Source organism: Mycobacterium sp. NGS34 (genome assembly GCF_059812845.1).
In genome coordinates this window covers 69063-87412 of sequence record NZ_JCALDM010000004.1, presented here as the reverse complement: position 1 = coordinate 87412, position 18350 = coordinate 69063, and the positions used below count along the sequence as shown (strand labels likewise).

The following is an 18350-nucleotide window of genomic DNA, read 5'->3' as shown; positions in this document are numbered from 1 at the left end:
GGTCCGGTCATGCCGGCCGGTATTTCAGCAAGGTGATTCCGCCGTCAAGGTCGTAGAACACGGGCGTGACCCGCATTCCGATCCGAATGTCGGTCGGGTCGACGTCCACCAATTCGGTGCTGATCCTCGGCCCGGCGTCCCACTGGACCACCGCGGGCAGCTGGGGCACCGCGTCCGCCCAGGGTGGACCGGTGGGCCGGCGCGCGACGGTGAACGTGTACAGCGTTCCCGCGCCGTCGATTTCGCGCCACTCCAGGTCGTCGGCGAGGGTGCCGGGTGCCAGCGTGCGCGGATAGAAGACGTGGCGCTGCAGCGACGGCGAGTACTGCACCAGGATCCGGTGCTGGGCCAGGGCGTCCCAGAAGGGCCGGGAGACGGGCGTGGGTTCGGGCAGGGGATATTCGGCGGTCACGCTAGTCCCCCCGGATCAGCAGTGCGACCTGCTCGCTCATGATTCCGCCGTTGCCGGTGACGAACCCGACGTCGCAGTCGGGCACCTGCGCGGCACCGGCCCGGCCCATGATCTGGCGCGCGCCGTCGACGACGTGGTGCATGCCGCCGGCCATCCCGGCCTGACCGAAGGACAGCTGACCGCCCGCGGTGTTGAGCGGAAAGTCGCCGCGGTAGGTCAGATCTCGGTCGGTAATCCAGGACATGCCTTGGCCTTTGGCGCAGAAGCCGGCGTCCTCGAGGCTCATCAGCACTGTGATGGTGTAGCAGTCGTAGATCGAGGCGACGTCGACATCGGAGCGGCTCAGCCCCGCCATCGCGAACGCCCTGTCGGCGGCGCGCGCGATGGGCGTACGCATCAGGTCCTCGGCGTAGGTCGGCGTCTTGAACGCGATGTGTTCACCAAAGCCCTTGATCCACACGGGGCGGTGCCTGCCGCGGCGCGCGATGTCGGCGTTGGCGACGAGGACCCCGGCGCCTCCGTGCACCCGCATCACGGTTTCGAGCATGTGGATGGGATCGGCGATCATCGGGCTGGACAGAACGTCGTCCACCGTGATCGGCGTTCCGTGGAACACCGCGCCCGGATGCGCGCACGCGTTGGCGCGCTGGTCGACCGCGATCTTGGCGACGGCGGCGGCGTCGTAGCCGAACTCGGCCGCGTAGCGCTTGGCGATCTGCGCGTACGGGGCGTTCTGGCCGACGTTGCCGTACGGAATTTCGAACTCGGCCTGCGGCGAGCCGTAGCTGTTCGACGACGCCCCATACCAATTCGGCGCCGGAGGCGGGCGGCGTTGGGATTGCGGCAGCGACGAAGATCCCGGGACGACGGCCAGCGCCGCGTCGCAGATGCCGAGCTCCACGGCCGCCGCCGCCCGCCACACCATGCCCGCCGAGGTGGCTCCCCCAAGATCCACTCGTTCACCGAAATCCAATGCCATGCCGAGGTATTCGCACAGCGTCGCCGGCGCGAACATCGCGGATTCGGCCACGCCGTGGGTGAGCAGGCCGTTGACGCGGGCCGGGTCGACGCCGGCGTCCTCGATGACCAGCTTCGCCAACAACGCGTACTGGTCGAGGGTGAACCGCGGCGGCCCGCTTGGGCGTTTTTCGGCGGGCAGCTCGGCGATCCCGATGATCGCCGCTTCCCCGCGCAGCCCAGTCACGACGGCGTTCCGCGCCGGGGCAACTCGACGGTCGCCGTTCCGGGCATCAGCACGGTGTCGTCTCGGTGGCCGGCGATCTCGAGATCCAGGAGTCCCGCGCCGTTTTCGGCCAGGCGCTTGCCCGTGACCTCACCGCCGAAGCTGAGCGGCTGGCCGGGGTATGCGACGGCCCGGTTCTGCACCGAGAAGGACACCAGACGGCCGCGTCCGCCGATCCAGTCGCCGATCGCGCGGGCCAGCAGCGCCGCCTGCAGGGGGCCGTGGACGAGCACGTCGTCGTAGCCCTCGACGGTGCGGGCCCACTGTTTGTCGTAGTGGATGCGGTGTCCGTTGTAGGTGGCGGCGCTGAAGAAGAACAGTTGCGTTTCGTCGACGGTGACCGTGAGCGTGGGCATCCGGTCGCCCACGGCGACGTCCTCGTAGAACACCTGGTTGGGTTGCATTGCGCTCCTAGGGCCGCGCGATCATCGACGTCGAGGCTTCGGCGACGAGATCGCCGTGCTGGTTGCGGTACACGGTGTGCCAGGTGACGAGCACGAATCTCCCCGAGCGGCCCTGCTTTTCGACGATGGATTCGATGGTTCGCACCATCTCGATCTCGTCGCGGTGGTAGGCCGGCAGGTGGAACGTGAAGCTCTCGCCGCCGGCCATCCGCTTGGGGGCGCGCGGAAACGCGAGGCTGCCCGACGCCGCGCCGGAGGATCCGTCGGGGCGCAACCCGTCCAGGCGCGAGACACCGAGGACCGCGTATTGCAGGAACAGCGGCGGGCAGACGACGTCGCGAAAGCCGTTGGCCCGGGCGTATTCCGGGTCGAACCACAACGGGTTGTGGTCACCGACCGCCGCGGCCCAGCGCTGCCAGTCGCGCCGGTTCACCTCGCCGGTCGCGGACGCGGCGACCGCGCCCACTCGAGACGCCGACTCGGCGTCGATCAAGATTTCCTCACTCATCGGCGCCCTCCTCAACGATCGCTTCCAGCCACCCCGCGGCGGTGTCGGCCCCGCCGCCGAGCGTCGAGCCCAGCCGCGCCCGTTCGCTCCACAGGTGCAGGTCGGTTTCGGTGACATAGCCCATCCCGCCGTGCAATTGGTGGGCGTCGAGGGTGATCAGCCTGGCCGCGGTGGCCGCGTGCATGCGCGCGATCGCCGTTTGCCGGGTGGCGACGTGACCGCGCGCCAGCCAGAACACCGCCGAGTGCGCGGCCAATCGGGCCGCGGCCAACGCGATGTGCATGTTGGCGACCAGGTGCTGGGCCGCCTGGAACGACGCGATCGGGCGGCCGAACTGGTGGCGCAGCTTGGTGTATTCGACGGTGAGGTCCAGCACGGCCTGCCCGACCCCGACCAGGTCGAGGGATCCCAGCGCCACCGCGGCGTTGGCGACGCGGCGCAGATCCCGCCGGTCGGCATCGCCGAGCAGCGCGCCGGCGTCGACGATCACGCCGTCGAAGCGCAGCGTGCATGCCCGGTGCCCGCCGGCCATCGCGAGCGGCTCGATCGTCAGGCCCCCCGCGCGCGCGTCCGCGACGAAGGCCAGCGTGCGTTCCCCGGCCGCGGCCGACACCACGACGACGTCGGCCAGGTCGGCGTCGGGAACGTAGTCGACGGTGCCGGTGAGCCGCCAGCCGCCGGTCGAGTCCGGTTCGGCGCCGAGCACCGGCGCGACGACGGCGGCGTCGCGGGCGTTCCACAACGCGGTGGTACCGCGAAGGCCGCCGCTCGTCAGCCGCGGCAGCCATTCGGCCTTGGCGCGTTGGGACCCAAGCCGATCGACCGCCAACACGGCCCCGATCGTGCTGTGCGCCGTCGTCGGGCACAGCGCGCGCCCCGCCTCCGCGTGGAAGACGGCGAGATCTTCCAGGGAGCCCCCGGAACCGCCGTGCTGCTGGGCGACGGCCAGCCCGAAGACACCGGCGTCGGCCAACGCCTTCCACAAGGCGGGGGTGCTTCGGTCGGCCCCGGGTTCGCTCAGGCCGCGCACCAGGCCGATCGGGCTCTCGGCCGACAGCAGCGCCCGCAAGGACGCGGCGAACTCGCGCCGCTCGGCGGTCGGCCTAACGTCCATACGACGGCATCCCGTGGCCGCGCTGGGCGATGATGTCGCGCAGGACTTCGTTGGTGCCTCCGCCAAAGCGCATCAACGGCGCGGCCCGATAGAGCCGCTCGAACTTGCCGCCCAGCGGGGCGGTTTCGCTGCGATGCGCCAGCAGGCCGTCCGGCCCCAGCACATCGAGCGCCAATTCGGCGATGCGCTGACGCAATTCGCTGGTGAAGACCTTCTCGACGCTGACCTCCAGGGTCGGGATGACCCCTCCATCCAGGATGGACGCGGCCTCGTAGCCCATCAGCGTGGCGGCTTCCACGTCGGCCTCAGCCCGCGCCAGGCGACGGCGCAGCGCCGGTTCGTGCGCGGGCACCGTCCCCTCCCGGCGCGGGCTGCGCGCCAGCTCGTGCAGGTCGTCGATGGCGCGGCGCAGGTCGCCGGCGTTGGTCAGCGCGCCGCGTTCCAGGTCGAGGGCGCCGGTGATGTAGGTCCAGCCGCGGTTGACTTCGCCGATCAGGTTGGTGACGGGGACGCGCACGTCGTCGAAGCGCACCTCGTTGGTGCGATAGCCGGACCACGCGTAGAGCGGGCGGATCTCGACGCCCGGGCTTTCGATCGGCACGATGACGACCGAAATCCCGCGGTGGCGCGCGGCATCCGGATCGGTGCGCACGCACAGCCATTCGTGGGTGGCGCGCTGGGCGCCGCTGTTCCAGATCTTGATGCCGTTGATCACCCAGTGCTGTCCGTCGAGGGTGGCGCGCGTGCGAAGGCTGGCCAGGTCGGTTCCCGCGTCGGGCTCGGAATAGCCTACGGCGCAGACCATTTCGCCCCTGGCGATCGGTGGTAGCCACTCGGTCTTGTTCTGCTCGGTGCCGTGGCGCATGATCATCGGAGCCACCGAGGTGACCGTCAAGTCGGGTCCGGGTACGCCCCAATATTCGAACTCGCTCATCAGCAGGTGCTGATGCAGGGCGCCGAGGCCGAGCCCGCCGTACTCGCGCGGCCAGTTGAGGCCGAACCAGCCCCTCTCGCCGATCTTGCGCCGGAACCGGGCCACCTCGCCGTCGGGATATTCCAGGTCGTGCTGGGCGAGTTCGGCCCGCAGCTCCGCGGTGACGTTCTCCTGGAGGAATTCGCGAACCTCGGTCAGCCACGCGCGTTGCGCGGCGTCGAGCTCGAAATCCATCCCGGCCCCTTCGCCCAGATGAGGTCATGTGCCCTCTCAGTGTGCTCAGCCACCTGCGTCGCCGCCAGACATCGGTTCCATTGACCGGGCTGCCGATCACGGCACGCTCGCTGACGACCGTCATTGACGCCCGTCAGCGAGAGCGGTAGATTCGCTCGCATGCCTGCGACGACGTCGGTCATGAGCGCACGGGAGGCGCAGCGGCTGCAGACGCGGGCCCGCCTGTTCGACGCCGCCGTCGCCGAGATCGCGCGGTCGGGATTGGCGGGCACCGACGTCGCCGCGATCGCCTCGGCGGTCGGGGTAGCGCGCGGCACGTTCTACTTCCATTTCCCCACCAAGGAACACGTGCTGGCCGAGCTGGAACGCGACGAGGAGTCCAAGATCGTGGCGATGCTGGCCGCCGAGCCCAGTGCCCCCGGCGACCTGAAGGCGATGCTGACGTCGCTGGTGCGCCAGGTGCTTGCGGCCGAAAAGCGGCTCGGGCCCGTCGTCTTCAGGGACATGCTCGGGCTGCACTTCTCACCGACGCGCCCGATCGAGGACGAACTTACTGAGCACCCGCTGGCCGAGTTCGTCATCGCCGCGATCGCCGAAGCGCAGGCCGCGCAACGGGTGTCGCCGGATGCGGACGCCGGTGAACTCGGCGTCATCTTCCTGACCGGGCTGTTCGCATTGCTGGTCACCGCAGCAACGGCACCGCGGTCACGTGCGGCGCTCCTGGATCGATACGTCAAGACCATCGCCAACGGAATCGAGGCATCATGACGACCAGTTCGGCCATCGAGGAATACCGGGACTTTCTGGTACGTCGGGACGGCGACGCGGATCTGCTGCATCGCCGACTGTCCAGCCGGGAGGAATTCTTCGGGTCGCTGGCGGCCAACCCGATTCGCTCCCGCCGGCACATCGATCAGCGCGTGTTCCTGCGAAACCTGCGCCGCCGCCGACCCGAGGCGGGGCTGCCCCGCGAGATGCTCTTCCTGTTGGCCACCGCGAAACTCAACCAGGCGGAGCGATTCGGCGTGGACCTGGGCGATACGTACGGACGGATCGGCGGCGCGGACCAGCCGCCCGAGCGGGTGTACCTGGCGCTCGAGGAGCACTACCACACACGGCTGCTGAGCTACGTGCTGGACATGTTCGGTCTGCCGTTCCAGGTCGTGGTGCCGCCGTTCGTAATGCGGCAATTCGTCAAGATGGAAGTTTTCCTGCCCGAGCGCATCGGATTCCCGTTCGTCGGCGCCGGAGAGATGGCGGGCTGCATCATGTTCGACGAGTTGCGCCGGGTTGGTGTCGAGTTGTTCGCCGACGAGCCGGACGTGGCCGCGCGGATCGACCGGCTGTACACCGAGATCCTCACCGACGAGCTCGGCCACGTCGGCTACTGCGCGGCGCGCTGCACCCGCTCCGAGCGGGCGCTAATGCGTTGGCTCTACCCAATTTTCGGTCGCCTGTTCGCCCGACAGACCGCGGAGATCAGCCTGCTCCTCGACCCGGGGAAGCTGCACGCGCGGCTGCGCGAACCCTTCGACGTCGACGGGCTGGCCGCCGGCGTGCCCAACGAGACGTTCGTCGCCGTGCGCCCCTGATCGGACCGAGGCGCGTCGCTGCCCAACCTGTTTCGAGTACCCGGCGCCGCGGTAATCCTGGTCGGATGAGTGACAGATCAGACTTCGGCACGTTCGGCCGGTTCGTCGAGACGCCGGTCGACGAGATGCCGCCACAGATGAAAGACGCCTACGACTTCACCCGCGAACTGCGGGGGCTGGTCCCCGGTCCGCACAAGATCTGGCTCGCCAACCCCACGCTGTCGAAAACGATCGCGCCGACCGGCGCCTACTTCCAACACGATTCGACGTTGACGAAGGCCGAGATCGAGATTGCGACCACCATCGTCAACGCGCGATGGCGCAGCGCATACGCCAATTACGAACACGAGATCATCGCCGAGCGCGGCGGCGGCCTTGACCCACGGGATGTCCAGGCGATGATTGCCGGGCTGCCCGCATCTTTCGATGATCCGCGCCAGCAGGTGATCTACGAGCTGGCGTCGGCGCTGGTCGCGGCGCGCGTCGTGCCCCTCGGCCTGTACCGGCGCGCCCGGGAGCTGCTTGGTGATGCGGGCATCGTCGACGTGGCGGTGCTGCTCGGTTGGTTCACCATGGTGTGTATGACGCTGGACGCCTTCGACGTTCCTGCCAACGCCCAGGGATTGGCGCAATAAGCATGTCCATGCGCCCGCTGCCCGCCGTCACGATCACGCCGGCCGCCTTCTTCCCGCAGTGGTACTTCCCGGAAAACCTCGCCGTGCGCGCTGACGGGTCGATTCTCGTCACCGATGTCGTGCATAAAGAACTCTGGTGGGTTGTACCCGCTGAGGCAGGAGCCGTCGCCGAACCCGTTCTGGTGCACACGTTCGATCACCCGGTCACCGGCATCGCGGAGGTGGCGCCCGACGTCTTCGTCGTCTGTCTCACCGAGGGTTACACCACTCATGAATCGCATTTGGCCCGAATCGATTGCAACGGGTGGACCCCTGGAGCGCCGGTATCGCCGGAGCTCATCTTCACGTTCGACGAACGGGTCCGGGCCCTCAACGGCAATTGCGTGCTCGGGCCGAACGTCCTGGCGATCGCGGACTGCTTTGCCGGACTGATCTGGCGCGTGGACCTCGCCGATGACGCCCGCAGCGCGACGGCCCGGGTATGGCTCGCCGACGACACGATGGGCGATGATCCCGACAGCGGCGTGCCCCCACCGCCGCAGCCGGGGATCAATGGGGTGCGTTACGGCGAACGGACCGGCTACCTGTACTACACCTCAACCGCGCAGCAGGTGTTCATGCGCGTCCCCGTGGATTCGTCGACCCTCGATGCGGCCGGGGCGCCGCAGTTCGTTGCCGCCATCGACAATGCCGACGACTTCTGCCTCGACGAGGATGCCGGATTCGCTTACGTCACAAGGCATCGCGCCAATACGATCGATCGGGTACCGCTCGCGCCACGGCACGGCAGCGAGGTCCGCCACATCGCCGGCGACCCGTTCGACGAGACGCTCGTCGGGCCGTCCAGTGCCGCGTGGGGGCGCGGGGCTAGGGACCACGGCCGGGTCGCCTACGTCACGACCGACGGCGGCACCACCGCTCCCCCGCAAGGCATCACGCGCCGGGCCGCGCTGCTGCGCGTTGAGTTGGATTACGTTCACCGGATGTAAAAACGCTGTCAATCTCCCGTAAAAACGCTTCGCCCACATCGCGGATACATGGCAGGGCTGCGAAGATTTTTCTCAGCCCCCACGCGTAGAGGAATGAAGCCATGCCCACCCTTGAGACACGCCTCCGCCAGGAGTTGCGCGATTGCGCCCTCGAGTTACGGCAACTCGCCTACACGGTGCCGCACGGGGTCGGCGAGCATGCCCTGCTTCAGCTGTCGGACCGCATGCGCGCCGCCGCCGAACAGGTGGTCCGCAAGGGCGCCTAGGTTGTTACCCCAGGGCTTTCAGTGTGAGCCCGGGGCTTTCAGTGTGACCCTAGGGTCACGACACGCCGCGAATCGTCGCCCTGGATACACACCGAAGGCGCGTGGGATCCCGATCAGCCGCCCCTGAGGCGGATCTTCCAGCGCACGAAGCCCAGGTATACGGCGCTGAGCAATACCAACATGCCCATGTCGAACCACCACGCGCCGGCCGTGTGACGCCAGTGCGAGTCGTGTGGCACTGACGGGACCTTGTCCTGCAGGCTGAGCAGGTCAACGGTGGACGCCGACGTGGCGAAGCCCCATCTCGCCGGTGTGGCCCAAGACATTTGGTCCAGACCGACCCGATCGGTCACGGGAATCATGCCGCCCGAGAACACCAGCTGCGACATGACCGCTACGACGAGCAGCGGCATGATCTGTTCGTTCGACTTGGCGATGGATGACAGCACCAGCCCGAGCATCGCCGAGGCGACCGTTGTCATGGCGACGTCGACGAACAGCTCCAGGTTGGGAATGCCCAACGCCACCGCACCCTGCGTCGGGCCTCCCTTCCCGACGATCGCGATGACGGTGACGATCGCGGACTGGATCACCGCGAACACCGTGTAGACGAACACCTTCGCCAACAGGTACGCCGACGTCGATAGGCCGACCGCCTGCTCGCGCAGGAAAATCGCGCGCTCGCCGATCAGATCGCGGATCGTCAGCGCCGTGCCCATGAACACCGCGCCGACGTTGAGCAGCACCAGAATCTGCCCGGGCTCGGTGGGCGCGGCGCCCATCGGGTCCGGTCTGCCGAAGCCCACATCACCGGGCACCGACATCGACAGCGAGCCCATGATGAACGGCAGCAGCGCCAGGAAGACGAAATAGCCGCGGTCGGAGACGATCAACCGCACCTGCCGCCGCGCGATCGTGGAGAACTGCCGGAACAGGCTGGTGTGCGAGGGATCGCCGATTTCGGCGGGCTGTTCCGCCGGCGGTGGCGGTGGGGGCGGGCCCGTCCGCGCCAGGTAGCGCGCCTTGGCGCCGTCGGGGTCGCCCGCGACCGTGCTGAAGATGTCGGCCCAGTTCGTGGTGCCCATCGCGGGACCGATTTGGCTCGGCGGCCCGCAGAACGCGGTCTTGCCACCGGGCGCCAGCAGCAGGACCTGATCGCAGACGTCGAGGTAGGTCAGCGAGTGGGTGACCACGAGCACCACGCGTCCGGCGTCGGCCAGCTGCCGCAGCATGGTCATCACCTGGCGGTCCAGGGCCGGGTCCAGGCCGGAGGTGGGCTCGTCCAGGATCAGCAGCGACGGCCCGGTCAGCAGCTCCAGCGCCACCGACGCGCGCTTGCGCTGGCCGCCCGACAGCTTGTCGACCCGGGTGTGCAGGTGCTGGGTCATCTCGAGTTCCTCGAGCACCCGCGCGACCACCTGCGCGCGGTCGTCCTTGGTGGTGTCCGGTGGCAGCCGCAGCTCGGCCGCGTACATCAATGCCTGCTGCACCGTCAGCTGCCCATGCACGACGTCGTCCTGCGGCACCATCCCGATCCTGCTGCGCAGCGAGGCGTACTCCGCGTGAACGTTGTGTCCCTCGAAGGCCACGGTGCCCTTGGTCGGGTGCGTGTAGCCGGCGACCAACCGCGCGAACGTCGACTTTCCCGCCCCCGACGGGCCGATGACGGCGGTCAGCGTTCCGGGCTGGGCGCCCAGCGAGATGTCGTCGAGCAGGACCTTGTTGTTCTCGATCGTCCACGTCACCCCGCGCACGTCGAGGCCGCCGGTGCGCGTCGCGGTCGCGGTCTCATCGCGCCGGGCCAGCGTTCCGCCGGCGAAAACGAGGTCGATGTTGCCGATCGTGACGACGTCGCCCTCGTGCAGCACGGCCGTTTCCACCCGGGCGCCGTTGACGAAAGTTCCGTTGATGCTGCGGTTGTCGTGGATCTCGGTCCCCTGCGGCGTCGGAATCAGGGTCGCGTGGTGGCGCGACGCCAGCACCTCGGGAATGACGATGTCGTTGTCGTTGGCCCGGCCGATCTTGACCGCGCCGGGCAGCGACACCAACCCGGTTCGGCCGGGCCGCAGGATCTTCATCATCGACGTCGCGATGTTCGCGGCGTCGGGCACGCGGCCGGTCTCCAGGCCCGCGGGCTCCGCAACGCGGCCCGTCTCGGACTCCGCCGGCGGCACCTGCATGGGTTGTGCCCGGTAGATCTTCGGCGCCTGCAGCGGTTCGCTGGGCGCTCCCGTCGGATGTCCGCCGCCGGTAGGCTGCCACGGCTGCGGCCCGGTGGGCGGATGGATCGGCTGCGGGCCGCTGGGCGGGTGGACCGGCCGGGGCGCGCTGGGCGGATGCGTCTGCTGGCGGACCGGGGCCGAGGGCGACTGCGGCGGCTGGCCCGGCCAGTGCTGCTGCGGCTGGCTCTGGGACACCGGGGCGCTCGGCGTGCTCGCGGTGTAAATCGGTATCGACGTCGTCAGGGGCGGCCGCCCGGCCGAACCCTGGTGGCGGCCGACCTCGAAGGTCAGCGCGGGACCGTCCGGGTTGCCAATGTTGACCCGCAGGCCGTCCTGGATGTCGACGACCGGCACGCGTCGGTTGTGCACGTAGAGCCCGTTGAGGCTGCCGTTGTCGATGGCGACCCATCGTCCCTGGTCGAAACGCACGATGAGGTGCGTCCGGGAGATCAGCGGGTGTGCGACGCGGACGTCCGCGCGAAGATCACGCCCGATTACGACGTCGGTGCCTGCTGCAAAGGTGCGCTCCGATCCCTCGTACCGCACGGTCAGCACTGGCGGGGCTGGTGGGCTCACGATGACCAACTGTATCGGCAGCGGGCCCGATTGCAGGCCAAGTGCTCAAGGCCTTTCACGACCCCGCCTCGCGGCCCGGGTACGCCCCCAGGGCGTGCGGCGCGGCGCGACAGCGACGGCCGGTTCCGCTGGAAGACTCCCGCACTGAGCAACTCGGGCGACGCGAAAAACGGCCCGATATGGGCCGCCCGATTGACTTCGATTCGGAATTATCGGCTATCCCGCCGCCGCCGCGACGTAAGGCACACGGTTCGCTCCGCCGGTGACTTCTTTGATGAAGTCCCCGACATATCGAATGGCCCGCCTTCCTTCCGGCAATACGTCGGCCGCCAGCGGGAAGTCGTGGATTTGGCCGTCCCACAGGTGAAGGTCGCAGCGAACTCCGCTGAATTGCAACCGTTCCGCCATGAGCTCGGCGTCGGGAAGCAGCAATTCGTCGGAGCTGGCGTGGATGGTGACCGGTGGCAATGCGGAAAGGTCCGCGTCAACCGGGGACTCGACGCGACGCGCGGACGTCCCGTTGCCCTGCGGAACGCGCACCTCGCCGAGGTACCGGGCGAACATCGAGAGCGCGCCGCGGGTGAACATCGAGCACCGCCGGGCGTTGCGGTGCCGCAGCTTTCGGGTCGGGTCCGCGTCGGTGAACGGCGAGATCGCCGCGATGCCGGCCGGCTTGAGCATGCCGGTCCGGATGGCGGCGAGGGTGGTCATGAACGCGAGGTATCCCCCGGCCGAGTCGCCGGCCACCACCACGCGGTCCCCGTCGTAGCCACGGTCCCGCAGCCAGCGCAGCCCGCACAGTCCGTCTTCGATCGCGTCGGCGATCTGGTGCGACGGCAGCTTCCGGTATCCGACGGTCAGCACCGCGGCGTCCGCCGCCTTCGACAGGTGGGTCACCAGGGATCGGTGCGTGTTGAGGCCGCAGGTGAGGAACGCGCCGCCGTGCAGGTAAAGAATCGCCCGCTGCGACGAGACGCCGGGCGCGCGAACCCATTCGGCGGCGCAGCCGTCAAGGCGCACCGGCTCGATGCTCGCCCCGGATGGGAAATGCGTCAGCAAACCCGCCAACTCGTCGACGTAACCCAGGGGCCAGTGCAAATTAGGCTGAATGGCCCACGCGCGAACGATGTTCTTGACGATAAGTCGACTGGCCACCGACACCGCAAATGATTGCGGACTGTGCCGATGATGCACCCGCCGGTTGATTGCCTGGCTTGGCAATATGCGGCGTCGATCTGGCTTCGTCAGCATTTGTATTCAACCTCCGTAGAGGTAAACCGGGTACCCGGCCCAATTCGGGAAAAACGCCCGCTGAATCCCCGGCAAATGTTGGCTTCCTCACCGTTTGGTGCGCCGGGAAGGTGGGTAACGGCGCCAGCTCCGCCCGGGTGGCCCAAGATATGAGCCATGGAAGAGGCAGTTCAGCCCGCCGCGCTGCTGGCCGGCAAGGTCGCGGTCGTGACCGGTGGCGGCGGCGGCATCGGCGCGGCAACCGCGCGCCTGTTCGCCCAGCACGGCGCCCGGGTGGTCATCGCCGACATCGACGCCGGACTCGCCGAGCGCGTGGTCGACGAGATCGCCGCGGCGGGCGGCTCGGGTCTCGCCGCCGTGACCGACGTTTGCGACGGCCTGCAGGTCAGCGCGCTGGCGCGGACGGTGCTGGATCGCTACGGCCGGGTGGACGTGCTGGTGAACAACGTGGGCCACTGGTTGCGCCACCCGGGCCACTTCGTCGACACCGACCCACAAATGTGGGACGAGCTGTACCGAGTCAACCTGCACCACGTTTTCCTGGTCACGCACGCGTTCCTGCCCGCGATGATCAAGCAGCGGGGCGGTGCCATCGTCAACGTCTCGTCGGTCGAGGGGTTGCGCGGCTACCCGGAGGATCCGGTCTATGCGGCCTTCAAGGCCGCCGTCATCCACTTCACCCGCAGCCTGGCGGTGCAGGTGGGCCGCGACGGGGTGCGGGTCAACGCGATCGGCCCCGACGTCACCGAATCGCTGCAGGTGCCCTACTCCCAGTGGCTCTCCGCGGACGAGCAGACACAGTGGCCGCAGTGGGTGCCGGTCGGCCGGATGGGGCTGCCGGAGGACCAGGCCCGCGTGATCCTTTTCCTCGCCTCGGAGCTGTCGGCGTTCGTCACCGGACACACCATCCCGACCGACGGCGGCACCGGCGCGGCGGGCGGCTGGTTCCGCTCGTCGCGCCGGGCCGACCGGGAGTGGACGAACCGTCCCGTCGCGCCGTGATTTCCCGGCGTAACCGACTCAGCTTCCGGGGACCGACAGAGTGGCCTGCTGCTCAACCTGCTGTCCCTGCTGCTCGGCCTGCTGGGCTTCCTGGAGGTCGAGTTGCTCTTGCTGTTCGGCCTGTTGCTCCGACTGCTGAATCTCCTGCTGGATTTGCAGCTGTTGCTGCAGCTGGGCCTCGTCGTCATCGCCATCGGCGGCGAAGCTGCGGTCCGCCAGGTTCACTGATGCGCCAACGGTTTTCGCGCCATCGGGTTGCGCCGAGTGGAACAACGCCAGCGTCGCGACCGTCGCGACACCGGCGAAAAACGTTTGAACGAACACTATCTGCCTGTTTGCCGCCATCCCGCAATGCTGCGGGATCGCGTTAGCTGCACGCTGGATCGTGGTTAGCGATCAGCTGTGAAATCGCACCGACCTCAAACGGTTTGCGCGGGCCGAAACCGGGCCTGATCGTCGATGATCGTCACCGGGATGCCGTTGAGGGCGCCGTTGCCGGACGGCTCGTCGAGGAACGTCGGCGGGGACAGCACGTTGGTGTTGGCCCCCGGCGAACCGTTGGCCACCGACATGCGGGTGCCCGGCTTGCCATGCCCCCAGCCGTGCGGCATCGACACCACCCCGGGCTTGATCGCGTCGGTGACCTCGACGGGCACCTTGATCTCGCCGGCCGAAGACTTCACCGTGACGACGTCGCCGTCGGCGATGCCGCAGCGGGCCGCGTCGTCGGGGTGGATCAGCAGGGTGCATCGGTCCCTGCCCTTCATCAGCGCGGGCACGTTGTGCATCCAGGTGTTGTTCGATCGCAGGTGCCGGCGGCTGACCAGGACCAGCGGCTCGGCCGGGCGCTCCATGCGCGCGGCGAGCCGCGGCAGGTCATCGAGCAGGTATTGCGGGGCGAGGTGGATTTTCTTGTCGAGGGTGCCCAGGATGTCGGGCAGCTGCGGCACCATGGGCCCGAAGTCGATTCCGTTCGGATTCGCCTTGAGCATGTCCAGGGTGAGCCCGCCGGGGTTCTTGCCGTACTGGTCCCCGAACGGCCCGGTTCGCAACGTGAGGTCGAGCATCCGCTCCGGGCCGCCGTGATCGTAGAGCTTGCGGACCTCCGCGCCGTCGACCCCGTGCGTGAAGGCCAGGTAGTCGAAGAACCCGTCGTCGATCGCGGCGACGTCGACATCCTCGGCCGGCGTCCCGGTGCACAGGCCGGTCAGCCGGATCAGGATCTCCCATTCGTGCGGGCGATCGCCCGGATCGAACACCGGGGCCGAGTAGTTGGCGATGCTGTGGATCGCGAAAAGCAGGATCAGGTCGTCATGGTGCGGCTGCTCGAGCGGGGACAGTCCGGGCAGGATCACATCTGCGTGCCGCGTCGTCTCGTTGAGCCAAAGGTCAACGGAGATCATCGCTTCCAGCATCGGCAGCACCTCGTCGAGCTTGTCGCCGCCGGGCGTCGACAACACCGGGTTGCCCGCCACCGTGATCAGCGCCTTGAGCTGACCCTCGCCGGGTGTGGCGATCTCTTCGGCCATGCACGACACCGGCGCCTGGCCGAGAACCTCCTTCGCGCCACGCACCCGCGTGCGCCAACGGCCGAACTCCGGGAGGCCGCCCTCCAGGCCGGGCAGCGGCTGCGTGGTGATCGACCAGGCCGCCGGCTTGGGGAACATCGCGCCGCCCGGGGTGTCGAAATGGCCGGTCAGAATGTTGACCACGTCGACCAGCCAGCTCGCCAGGCTGCCAAACTCCTGATTGCACAACCCGATTCGCCCGTACACGACCGATCTCTCGGTGCCGGCGAGTTCGCGGGCCAGCCGCCGAATCCGGTCTTCGTCGATCCCGGTGACCGCGCTCACCCGCTGCGGCGGCCACTCCGCGGCGACCCGGCGCATCGTGTCGAGGCCGTCGACGTGCGGTCCCGCGTCGACCAGGTCCTCATCGAACAGGGTGTGCGCCACGGCCAGCAACAGCGCCGCGTCGGTGCCCGGGACGATCGGGAGCCACTCGTCGGCCTGGGCCGCGGTCTGGGTGCGCACCGGGTCGATCACGATCACCTTGCCGCGCTTGCGAATCCCGTTGATCAGGCCCATCACGTCGGGCGCGGCCAGCAGCGAACCCTGCGACGCGGCGGGGTTGGCGCCCATGATCACCATCAGGTCGGTGCGCTCGATGTCTGGCACGGGGAAGTTCCACCACAGGCCGTACATCAGATGCGACGACAGGTTCTTGGGCCATTGGTCGACGGTGCCCGGCGAATAGGTGACCGGCATCCCGGACATCCCCATCAGCACTCCCGCGTACCGGGCCAGCGAAAACGAGTGCGCCAGTGGGTTACCGGTGTAGGCGGTGACGGCGCCGATCCCGTACTTCTCGATCACCGGCGTCAGCAACTCGGTGCACCGCCGAAACGCCGCGTCCCAGCTGACCTCGTGCCACTGCCCGTCGACTTTGACCATCGGGCGGCGGATGCGGTCGGGGTCGTCGTGCACCGCGGCCAGCGACACCCCCTTCGGGCACAGGTGCCCTCGGCTCCACACGTCGTCGCGATTGCCACGGATGCTGGCGACCTTGCCGCCCTCCACCTGAATTTCCAAGCCGCACATGGCTTCACACAGTGGGCAGGTGCGCAGATGCCTGCCGTCATCGCCGGTCGTCACCCACCCACTGTATTCCGCTACCGCCGGTAGCGGAAGTACCATCTTGCAGAAGGCGAACGAGAGGAATACAGGTGCAAATCAGCGTGAATTGCTTCCTCGGCGACGACCCGGAAGGGTCGCTGGTCGACGACTACGTATCGGAACTCGCGCAGCTGCGCGATGAGGGATTCCGCCGCGCCTGGGTGGCTCAAATGCCCTGGCAGGCCGACGTTTTGGCGGTGCTCGCGATCGCGTTCCGCGAGGTCGACACGATCGAGGTGGCGACCGGCGTGCTGCCCATTCAGAATCAGCACCCCATGCTGATGGCCCAACGCGCCCTCACCCTCAGCCTGATCTCCGGTGGCCGCTTCATCCTCGGGCTGGGCATGACCCATCGCATGGTCACCGAGGGAATGTGGGGGATCCCGTGGGACAAGCCGGTGCGCAGGCTCGGCGAATACCTCGACGGCCTGCTGCCCTTGCTGGACGGGAAGGACGCCAACGCCACGGGCGAGACGGTGACCACCCGCGGAGCGGTGCGGGTTCCCGGCGCCCCAACACCGCCGGTGTACATCGCGGCCCTGGGCCCGCAACTGCTGCGTCTGACTGGGCGACGCTGCGCCGGGACGGAGACGTGGATGACCGGACCCAAGACCCTCGCCGAACACGTCGGGCCCACGCTTCGCGGCGCGGCCGCCGAGGCCGGTCGTCCGGAGGGCGCGGTGCGGGTGGCGGCCTCGCTTCCGATCGCGGTCACCGACGACGTCGAGAGGCTGCGCGCACAGGCCGCCGAGGAGTTCGCGCTCTATGGGCAACTGCCGTCGTACCGGGCGATGCTCGATCGCGAGGGTTACCGCGACCCGCAGGACGCGGCCATCATCGGCGACGAGACGGTGGTCACCGAACGCCTCGACCAGCTGCGCGCGGCCGGCGTCGACGAGTTCGTCGCCTACGCATTCGACACATCGGAAGAGGGCCGGGCCCGGACCCGCAGCCTGCTGCGGGGGTACGCCAGCTAGGTCTTCGACCGGGTTGTCAGGACGCCCAGGGGCCGATGCCGCCGACCTTGTCGATGCGGATGCGGGTGAGGAATCCCGGCGGCGCGCCCTCCGGCGGGAAATTCATGTTCGGATCGCCCAGGACCGGGTTGAGCTCCGTCAGGAGCTCGGGCGCCCCGCCCTCGACGATTCGGGCGGTCCCGTTGACGGACAGGTAGGGCCGCATGCCCTGGCCGGCCTTGTCCAGCGCCAGGATCGTCACGGCCACGCGGGGATCGTTGCGGACGTTGCGCACCTTCTTGTGCTCGGCGAGGTGCGCGGTGACCAGTTCGTCCCCGTCGGGCGTCGACTGCAGCGCGACCCAGACCACGCTCACCTGGGGGCTGCCGTCGGGATTGATGGTGACCAGGGTGGCGTCGGCACCCTTGCCGATGAGATCGCGCGCGGCGTCGTTGAGTTTCATGCGTGCTTATACCGTCGCGCGGGGCGATTCATTCCCATTACATATCGGGCAAGAATGACATTTGAATCTGACCAGTTGGCTGTACAAGCGCCGGACGCCGCTCCTAGCGTCGTTCACGACATGACCGATCATCAGGAGCCCACCGGCATCGAGCACCTCCGCGGCGAATTACTCGATCGCATGGATGCGCAGCATTTCGACGACTGGTCCCCCGCGCTCTTACGCGCCCTCATCGCCGTCTTCGACCTGAACGGGGTCACACCGGCGGCCCATCGTGGCTTCCGGCCTCATCTCGTCAGGTAAAGGCCCGTCCGCGGTTGCACTTTCGCGGATTAGGCTCACGGCGGTGGAGATGTGGGAATTGGTCGCCCGTGAGCAGATTCGGGACACGCTCGCGCGCTACAACTGGTCGGGCGACGCCGGGCGCCTCGACGGTCTCGCGGAGACGTTCTGCGTCGACGGCGTCCTCGAGATACGCGGACTGGAGCCGCTGCGCGGGCGAGCCGCGATCCTGTCGTTCCTCGGCGGTGTCACGCGCAACGTCGCCCACGACGTCGACGTCAAGCCCGTCGTCCGGCACAACCTCGCCAACGTGCTCTTCACCGGGCTCACAGCCGACGAGGCGCGGGTCTCGTCCTACTTCACCGTGGTCACCCACATCGGGCTCGACCATTTCGGCCGCTATCGCGACGTCCTGGTGCCGAACGGCGGCACGTGGCTGATCAAGCACCGCAAGGTGTCGACCGACTGGGCGGCCCCGGATTCGGCCATGGCCCGCTGAGCCGGCCGGTCAGATGAATCTTGATGGCGATTTCGTTAAATGTATCGCCCAGATGTTTGCCAAATGCCGCCCAACGGCTACAGATTAGGGGTC

At 68.4% G+C, this 18350-nt stretch carries 20 protein-coding genes; 9 read left to right on the top strand and 11 right to left on the bottom strand.

Annotation, left to right across the window (positions count from 1 at the left end; genetic code table 11):
- Positions 1-7: 7 nt before the first annotated feature.
- From AC5Y7V_RS12065 to AC5Y7V_RS12040, 6 genes are read right to left on the bottom strand one after another with little or no spacing between them, the layout of a single operon-like run.
- A complete protein-coding gene (locus AC5Y7V_RS12065) occupies positions 8-412 on the bottom strand; it encodes a Zn-ribbon domain-containing OB-fold protein (protein WP_499880278.1) in 405 nt (134 codons plus the stop codon).
- 1 nt (position 413) lies between these two features.
- Positions 414-1616 carry a thiolase family protein gene (locus AC5Y7V_RS12060; RefSeq protein WP_499880277.1) on the bottom strand — a complete coding sequence of 401 codons (1203 nt, stop codon included), beginning with the start codon at positions 1614-1616 and terminating at the stop codon, positions 414-416.
- Positions 1613-2059, bottom strand: a complete 447-nt coding sequence (locus tag AC5Y7V_RS12055; protein ID WP_499880276.1) for a MaoC family dehydratase — start codon at positions 2057-2059, stop codon at positions 1613-1615. The genes AC5Y7V_RS12060 and AC5Y7V_RS12055 overlap by 4 nt, the downstream gene beginning before the upstream one ends.
- Positions 2060-2066: 7 nt before the next feature.
- Complete coding sequence (locus AC5Y7V_RS12050) at positions 2067-2567, bottom strand: MaoC family dehydratase (protein WP_499880275.1); 501 nt, start codon at positions 2565-2567, stop codon at positions 2067-2069.
- Entirely contained in the window at positions 2560-3681 is a 1122-nt protein-coding gene (locus AC5Y7V_RS12045; RefSeq protein WP_499880274.1) for an acyl-CoA dehydrogenase family protein, read from the bottom strand. Before AC5Y7V_RS12045 ends, AC5Y7V_RS12050 begins: the two co-directional genes overlap by 8 nt.
- The gene (locus tag AC5Y7V_RS12040) at positions 3671-4849 is read right to left on the bottom strand and encodes an acyl-CoA dehydrogenase family protein (protein ID WP_499880273.1); all 1179 of its coding nucleotides are present in this window, start codon (positions 4847-4849) and stop codon (positions 3671-3673) included. The genes AC5Y7V_RS12045 and AC5Y7V_RS12040 overlap by 11 nt, the downstream gene beginning before the upstream one ends.
- Positions 4850-5008: 159 nt before the next feature.
- On the opposite strand from AC5Y7V_RS12040, the gene AC5Y7V_RS12035 reads away from it, so the two are divergent.
- From AC5Y7V_RS12035 to AC5Y7V_RS12015, 5 genes are all read left to right on the top strand, one after another.
- Positions 5009-5617: a TetR/AcrR family transcriptional regulator gene (locus AC5Y7V_RS12035; protein ID WP_499880272.1), complete on the top strand. Its 609-nt coding sequence runs from the start codon at positions 5009-5011 to the stop codon at positions 5615-5617.
- Positions 5614-6441, top strand: coding sequence for a hypothetical protein (locus AC5Y7V_RS12030; protein WP_499880271.1), 828 nt, complete (start codon positions 5614-5616; stop codon positions 6439-6441). The genes AC5Y7V_RS12035 and AC5Y7V_RS12030 overlap by 4 nt, the downstream gene beginning before the upstream one ends.
- 65 nt (positions 6442-6506) lie before the next feature.
- On the top strand, positions 6507-7076 hold the full coding sequence (locus AC5Y7V_RS12025) for a carboxymuconolactone decarboxylase family protein (protein WP_499880270.1): 570 nt from the start codon (positions 6507-6509) through the stop codon (positions 7074-7076).
- 2 nt (positions 7077-7078) lie between these two features.
- Positions 7079-8065: a hypothetical protein gene (locus tag AC5Y7V_RS12020; protein ID WP_499880269.1), complete on the top strand. Its 987-nt coding sequence runs from the start codon at positions 7079-7081 to the stop codon at positions 8063-8065.
- A gap of 101 nt (positions 8066-8166) precedes the next feature.
- The gene (locus tag AC5Y7V_RS12015) at positions 8167-8331 is read left to right on the top strand and encodes a hypothetical protein (RefSeq protein ID WP_197508680.1); all 165 of its coding nucleotides are present in this window, start codon (positions 8167-8169) and stop codon (positions 8329-8331) included.
- A 113-nt stretch (positions 8332-8444) separates the two neighbouring features.
- Here the strand turns inward: AC5Y7V_RS12015 and AC5Y7V_RS12010 are convergent, their stop codons facing one another.
- Together AC5Y7V_RS12010 and AC5Y7V_RS12005 are read right to left on the bottom strand one after the other, a co-directional pair.
- Positions 8445-11138, bottom strand: coding sequence for an FHA domain-containing protein (locus AC5Y7V_RS12010; RefSeq protein ID WP_499880268.1), 2694 nt, complete (start codon positions 11136-11138; stop codon positions 8445-8447).
- A 207-nt stretch (positions 11139-11345) separates the two neighbouring features.
- The gene (locus AC5Y7V_RS12005; RefSeq protein ID WP_499880267.1) at positions 11346-12380 is read right to left on the bottom strand and encodes an alpha/beta hydrolase; all 1035 of its coding nucleotides are present in this window, start codon (positions 12378-12380) and stop codon (positions 11346-11348) included.
- Positions 12381-12536: 156 nt separating this feature from the next.
- Between AC5Y7V_RS12005 and AC5Y7V_RS12000 the strand changes: the two genes are divergently transcribed.
- Positions 12537-13382 (top strand): SDR family NAD(P)-dependent oxidoreductase, encoded by an 846-nt coding sequence (locus tag AC5Y7V_RS12000; protein WP_499880266.1) that lies wholly within the window; start codon positions 12537-12539, stop codon positions 13380-13382.
- Between the two features lie 18 nt (positions 13383-13400).
- On the opposite strand, the gene AC5Y7V_RS11995 is transcribed toward AC5Y7V_RS12000, so the two are convergent.
- Entirely contained in the window at positions 13401-13727 is a 327-nt protein-coding gene (locus tag AC5Y7V_RS11995; protein WP_499880265.1) for a hypothetical protein, read from the bottom strand.
- A 74-nt stretch (positions 13728-13801) separates the two neighbouring features.
- Positions 13802-16036 carry a molybdopterin-dependent oxidoreductase gene (locus tag AC5Y7V_RS11990; protein ID WP_499880264.1) on the bottom strand — a complete coding sequence of 745 codons (2235 nt, stop codon included), beginning with the start codon at positions 16034-16036 and terminating at the stop codon, positions 13802-13804.
- Positions 16037-16101: 65 nt separating this feature from the next.
- Between AC5Y7V_RS11990 and AC5Y7V_RS11985 the strand changes: the two genes are divergently transcribed.
- Positions 16102-17034 (top strand): TIGR03564 family F420-dependent LLM class oxidoreductase, encoded by a 933-nt coding sequence (locus AC5Y7V_RS11985; protein WP_499880623.1) that lies wholly within the window; start codon positions 16102-16104, stop codon positions 17032-17034.
- 16 nt (positions 17035-17050) lie between these two features.
- On the opposite strand, the gene AC5Y7V_RS11980 is transcribed toward AC5Y7V_RS11985, so the two are convergent.
- Positions 17051-17476 carry a PPOX class F420-dependent oxidoreductase gene (locus tag AC5Y7V_RS11980; protein WP_499880263.1) on the bottom strand — a complete coding sequence of 142 codons (426 nt, stop codon included), beginning with the start codon at positions 17474-17476 and terminating at the stop codon, positions 17051-17053.
- A gap of 120 nt (positions 17477-17596) precedes the next feature.
- Between AC5Y7V_RS11980 and AC5Y7V_RS11975 the strand changes: the two genes are divergently transcribed.
- Together AC5Y7V_RS11975 and AC5Y7V_RS11970 are read left to right on the top strand one after the other, a co-directional pair.
- On the top strand, positions 17597-17779 hold the full coding sequence (locus AC5Y7V_RS11975) for a hypothetical protein (protein ID WP_499880262.1): 183 nt from the start codon (positions 17597-17599) through the stop codon (positions 17777-17779).
- Between the two features lie 43 nt (positions 17780-17822).
- The gene (locus AC5Y7V_RS11970) at positions 17823-18257 is read left to right on the top strand and encodes a nuclear transport factor 2 family protein (protein ID WP_499880261.1); all 435 of its coding nucleotides are present in this window, start codon (positions 17823-17825) and stop codon (positions 18255-18257) included.
- Positions 18258-18350: the final 93 nt, after the last annotated feature.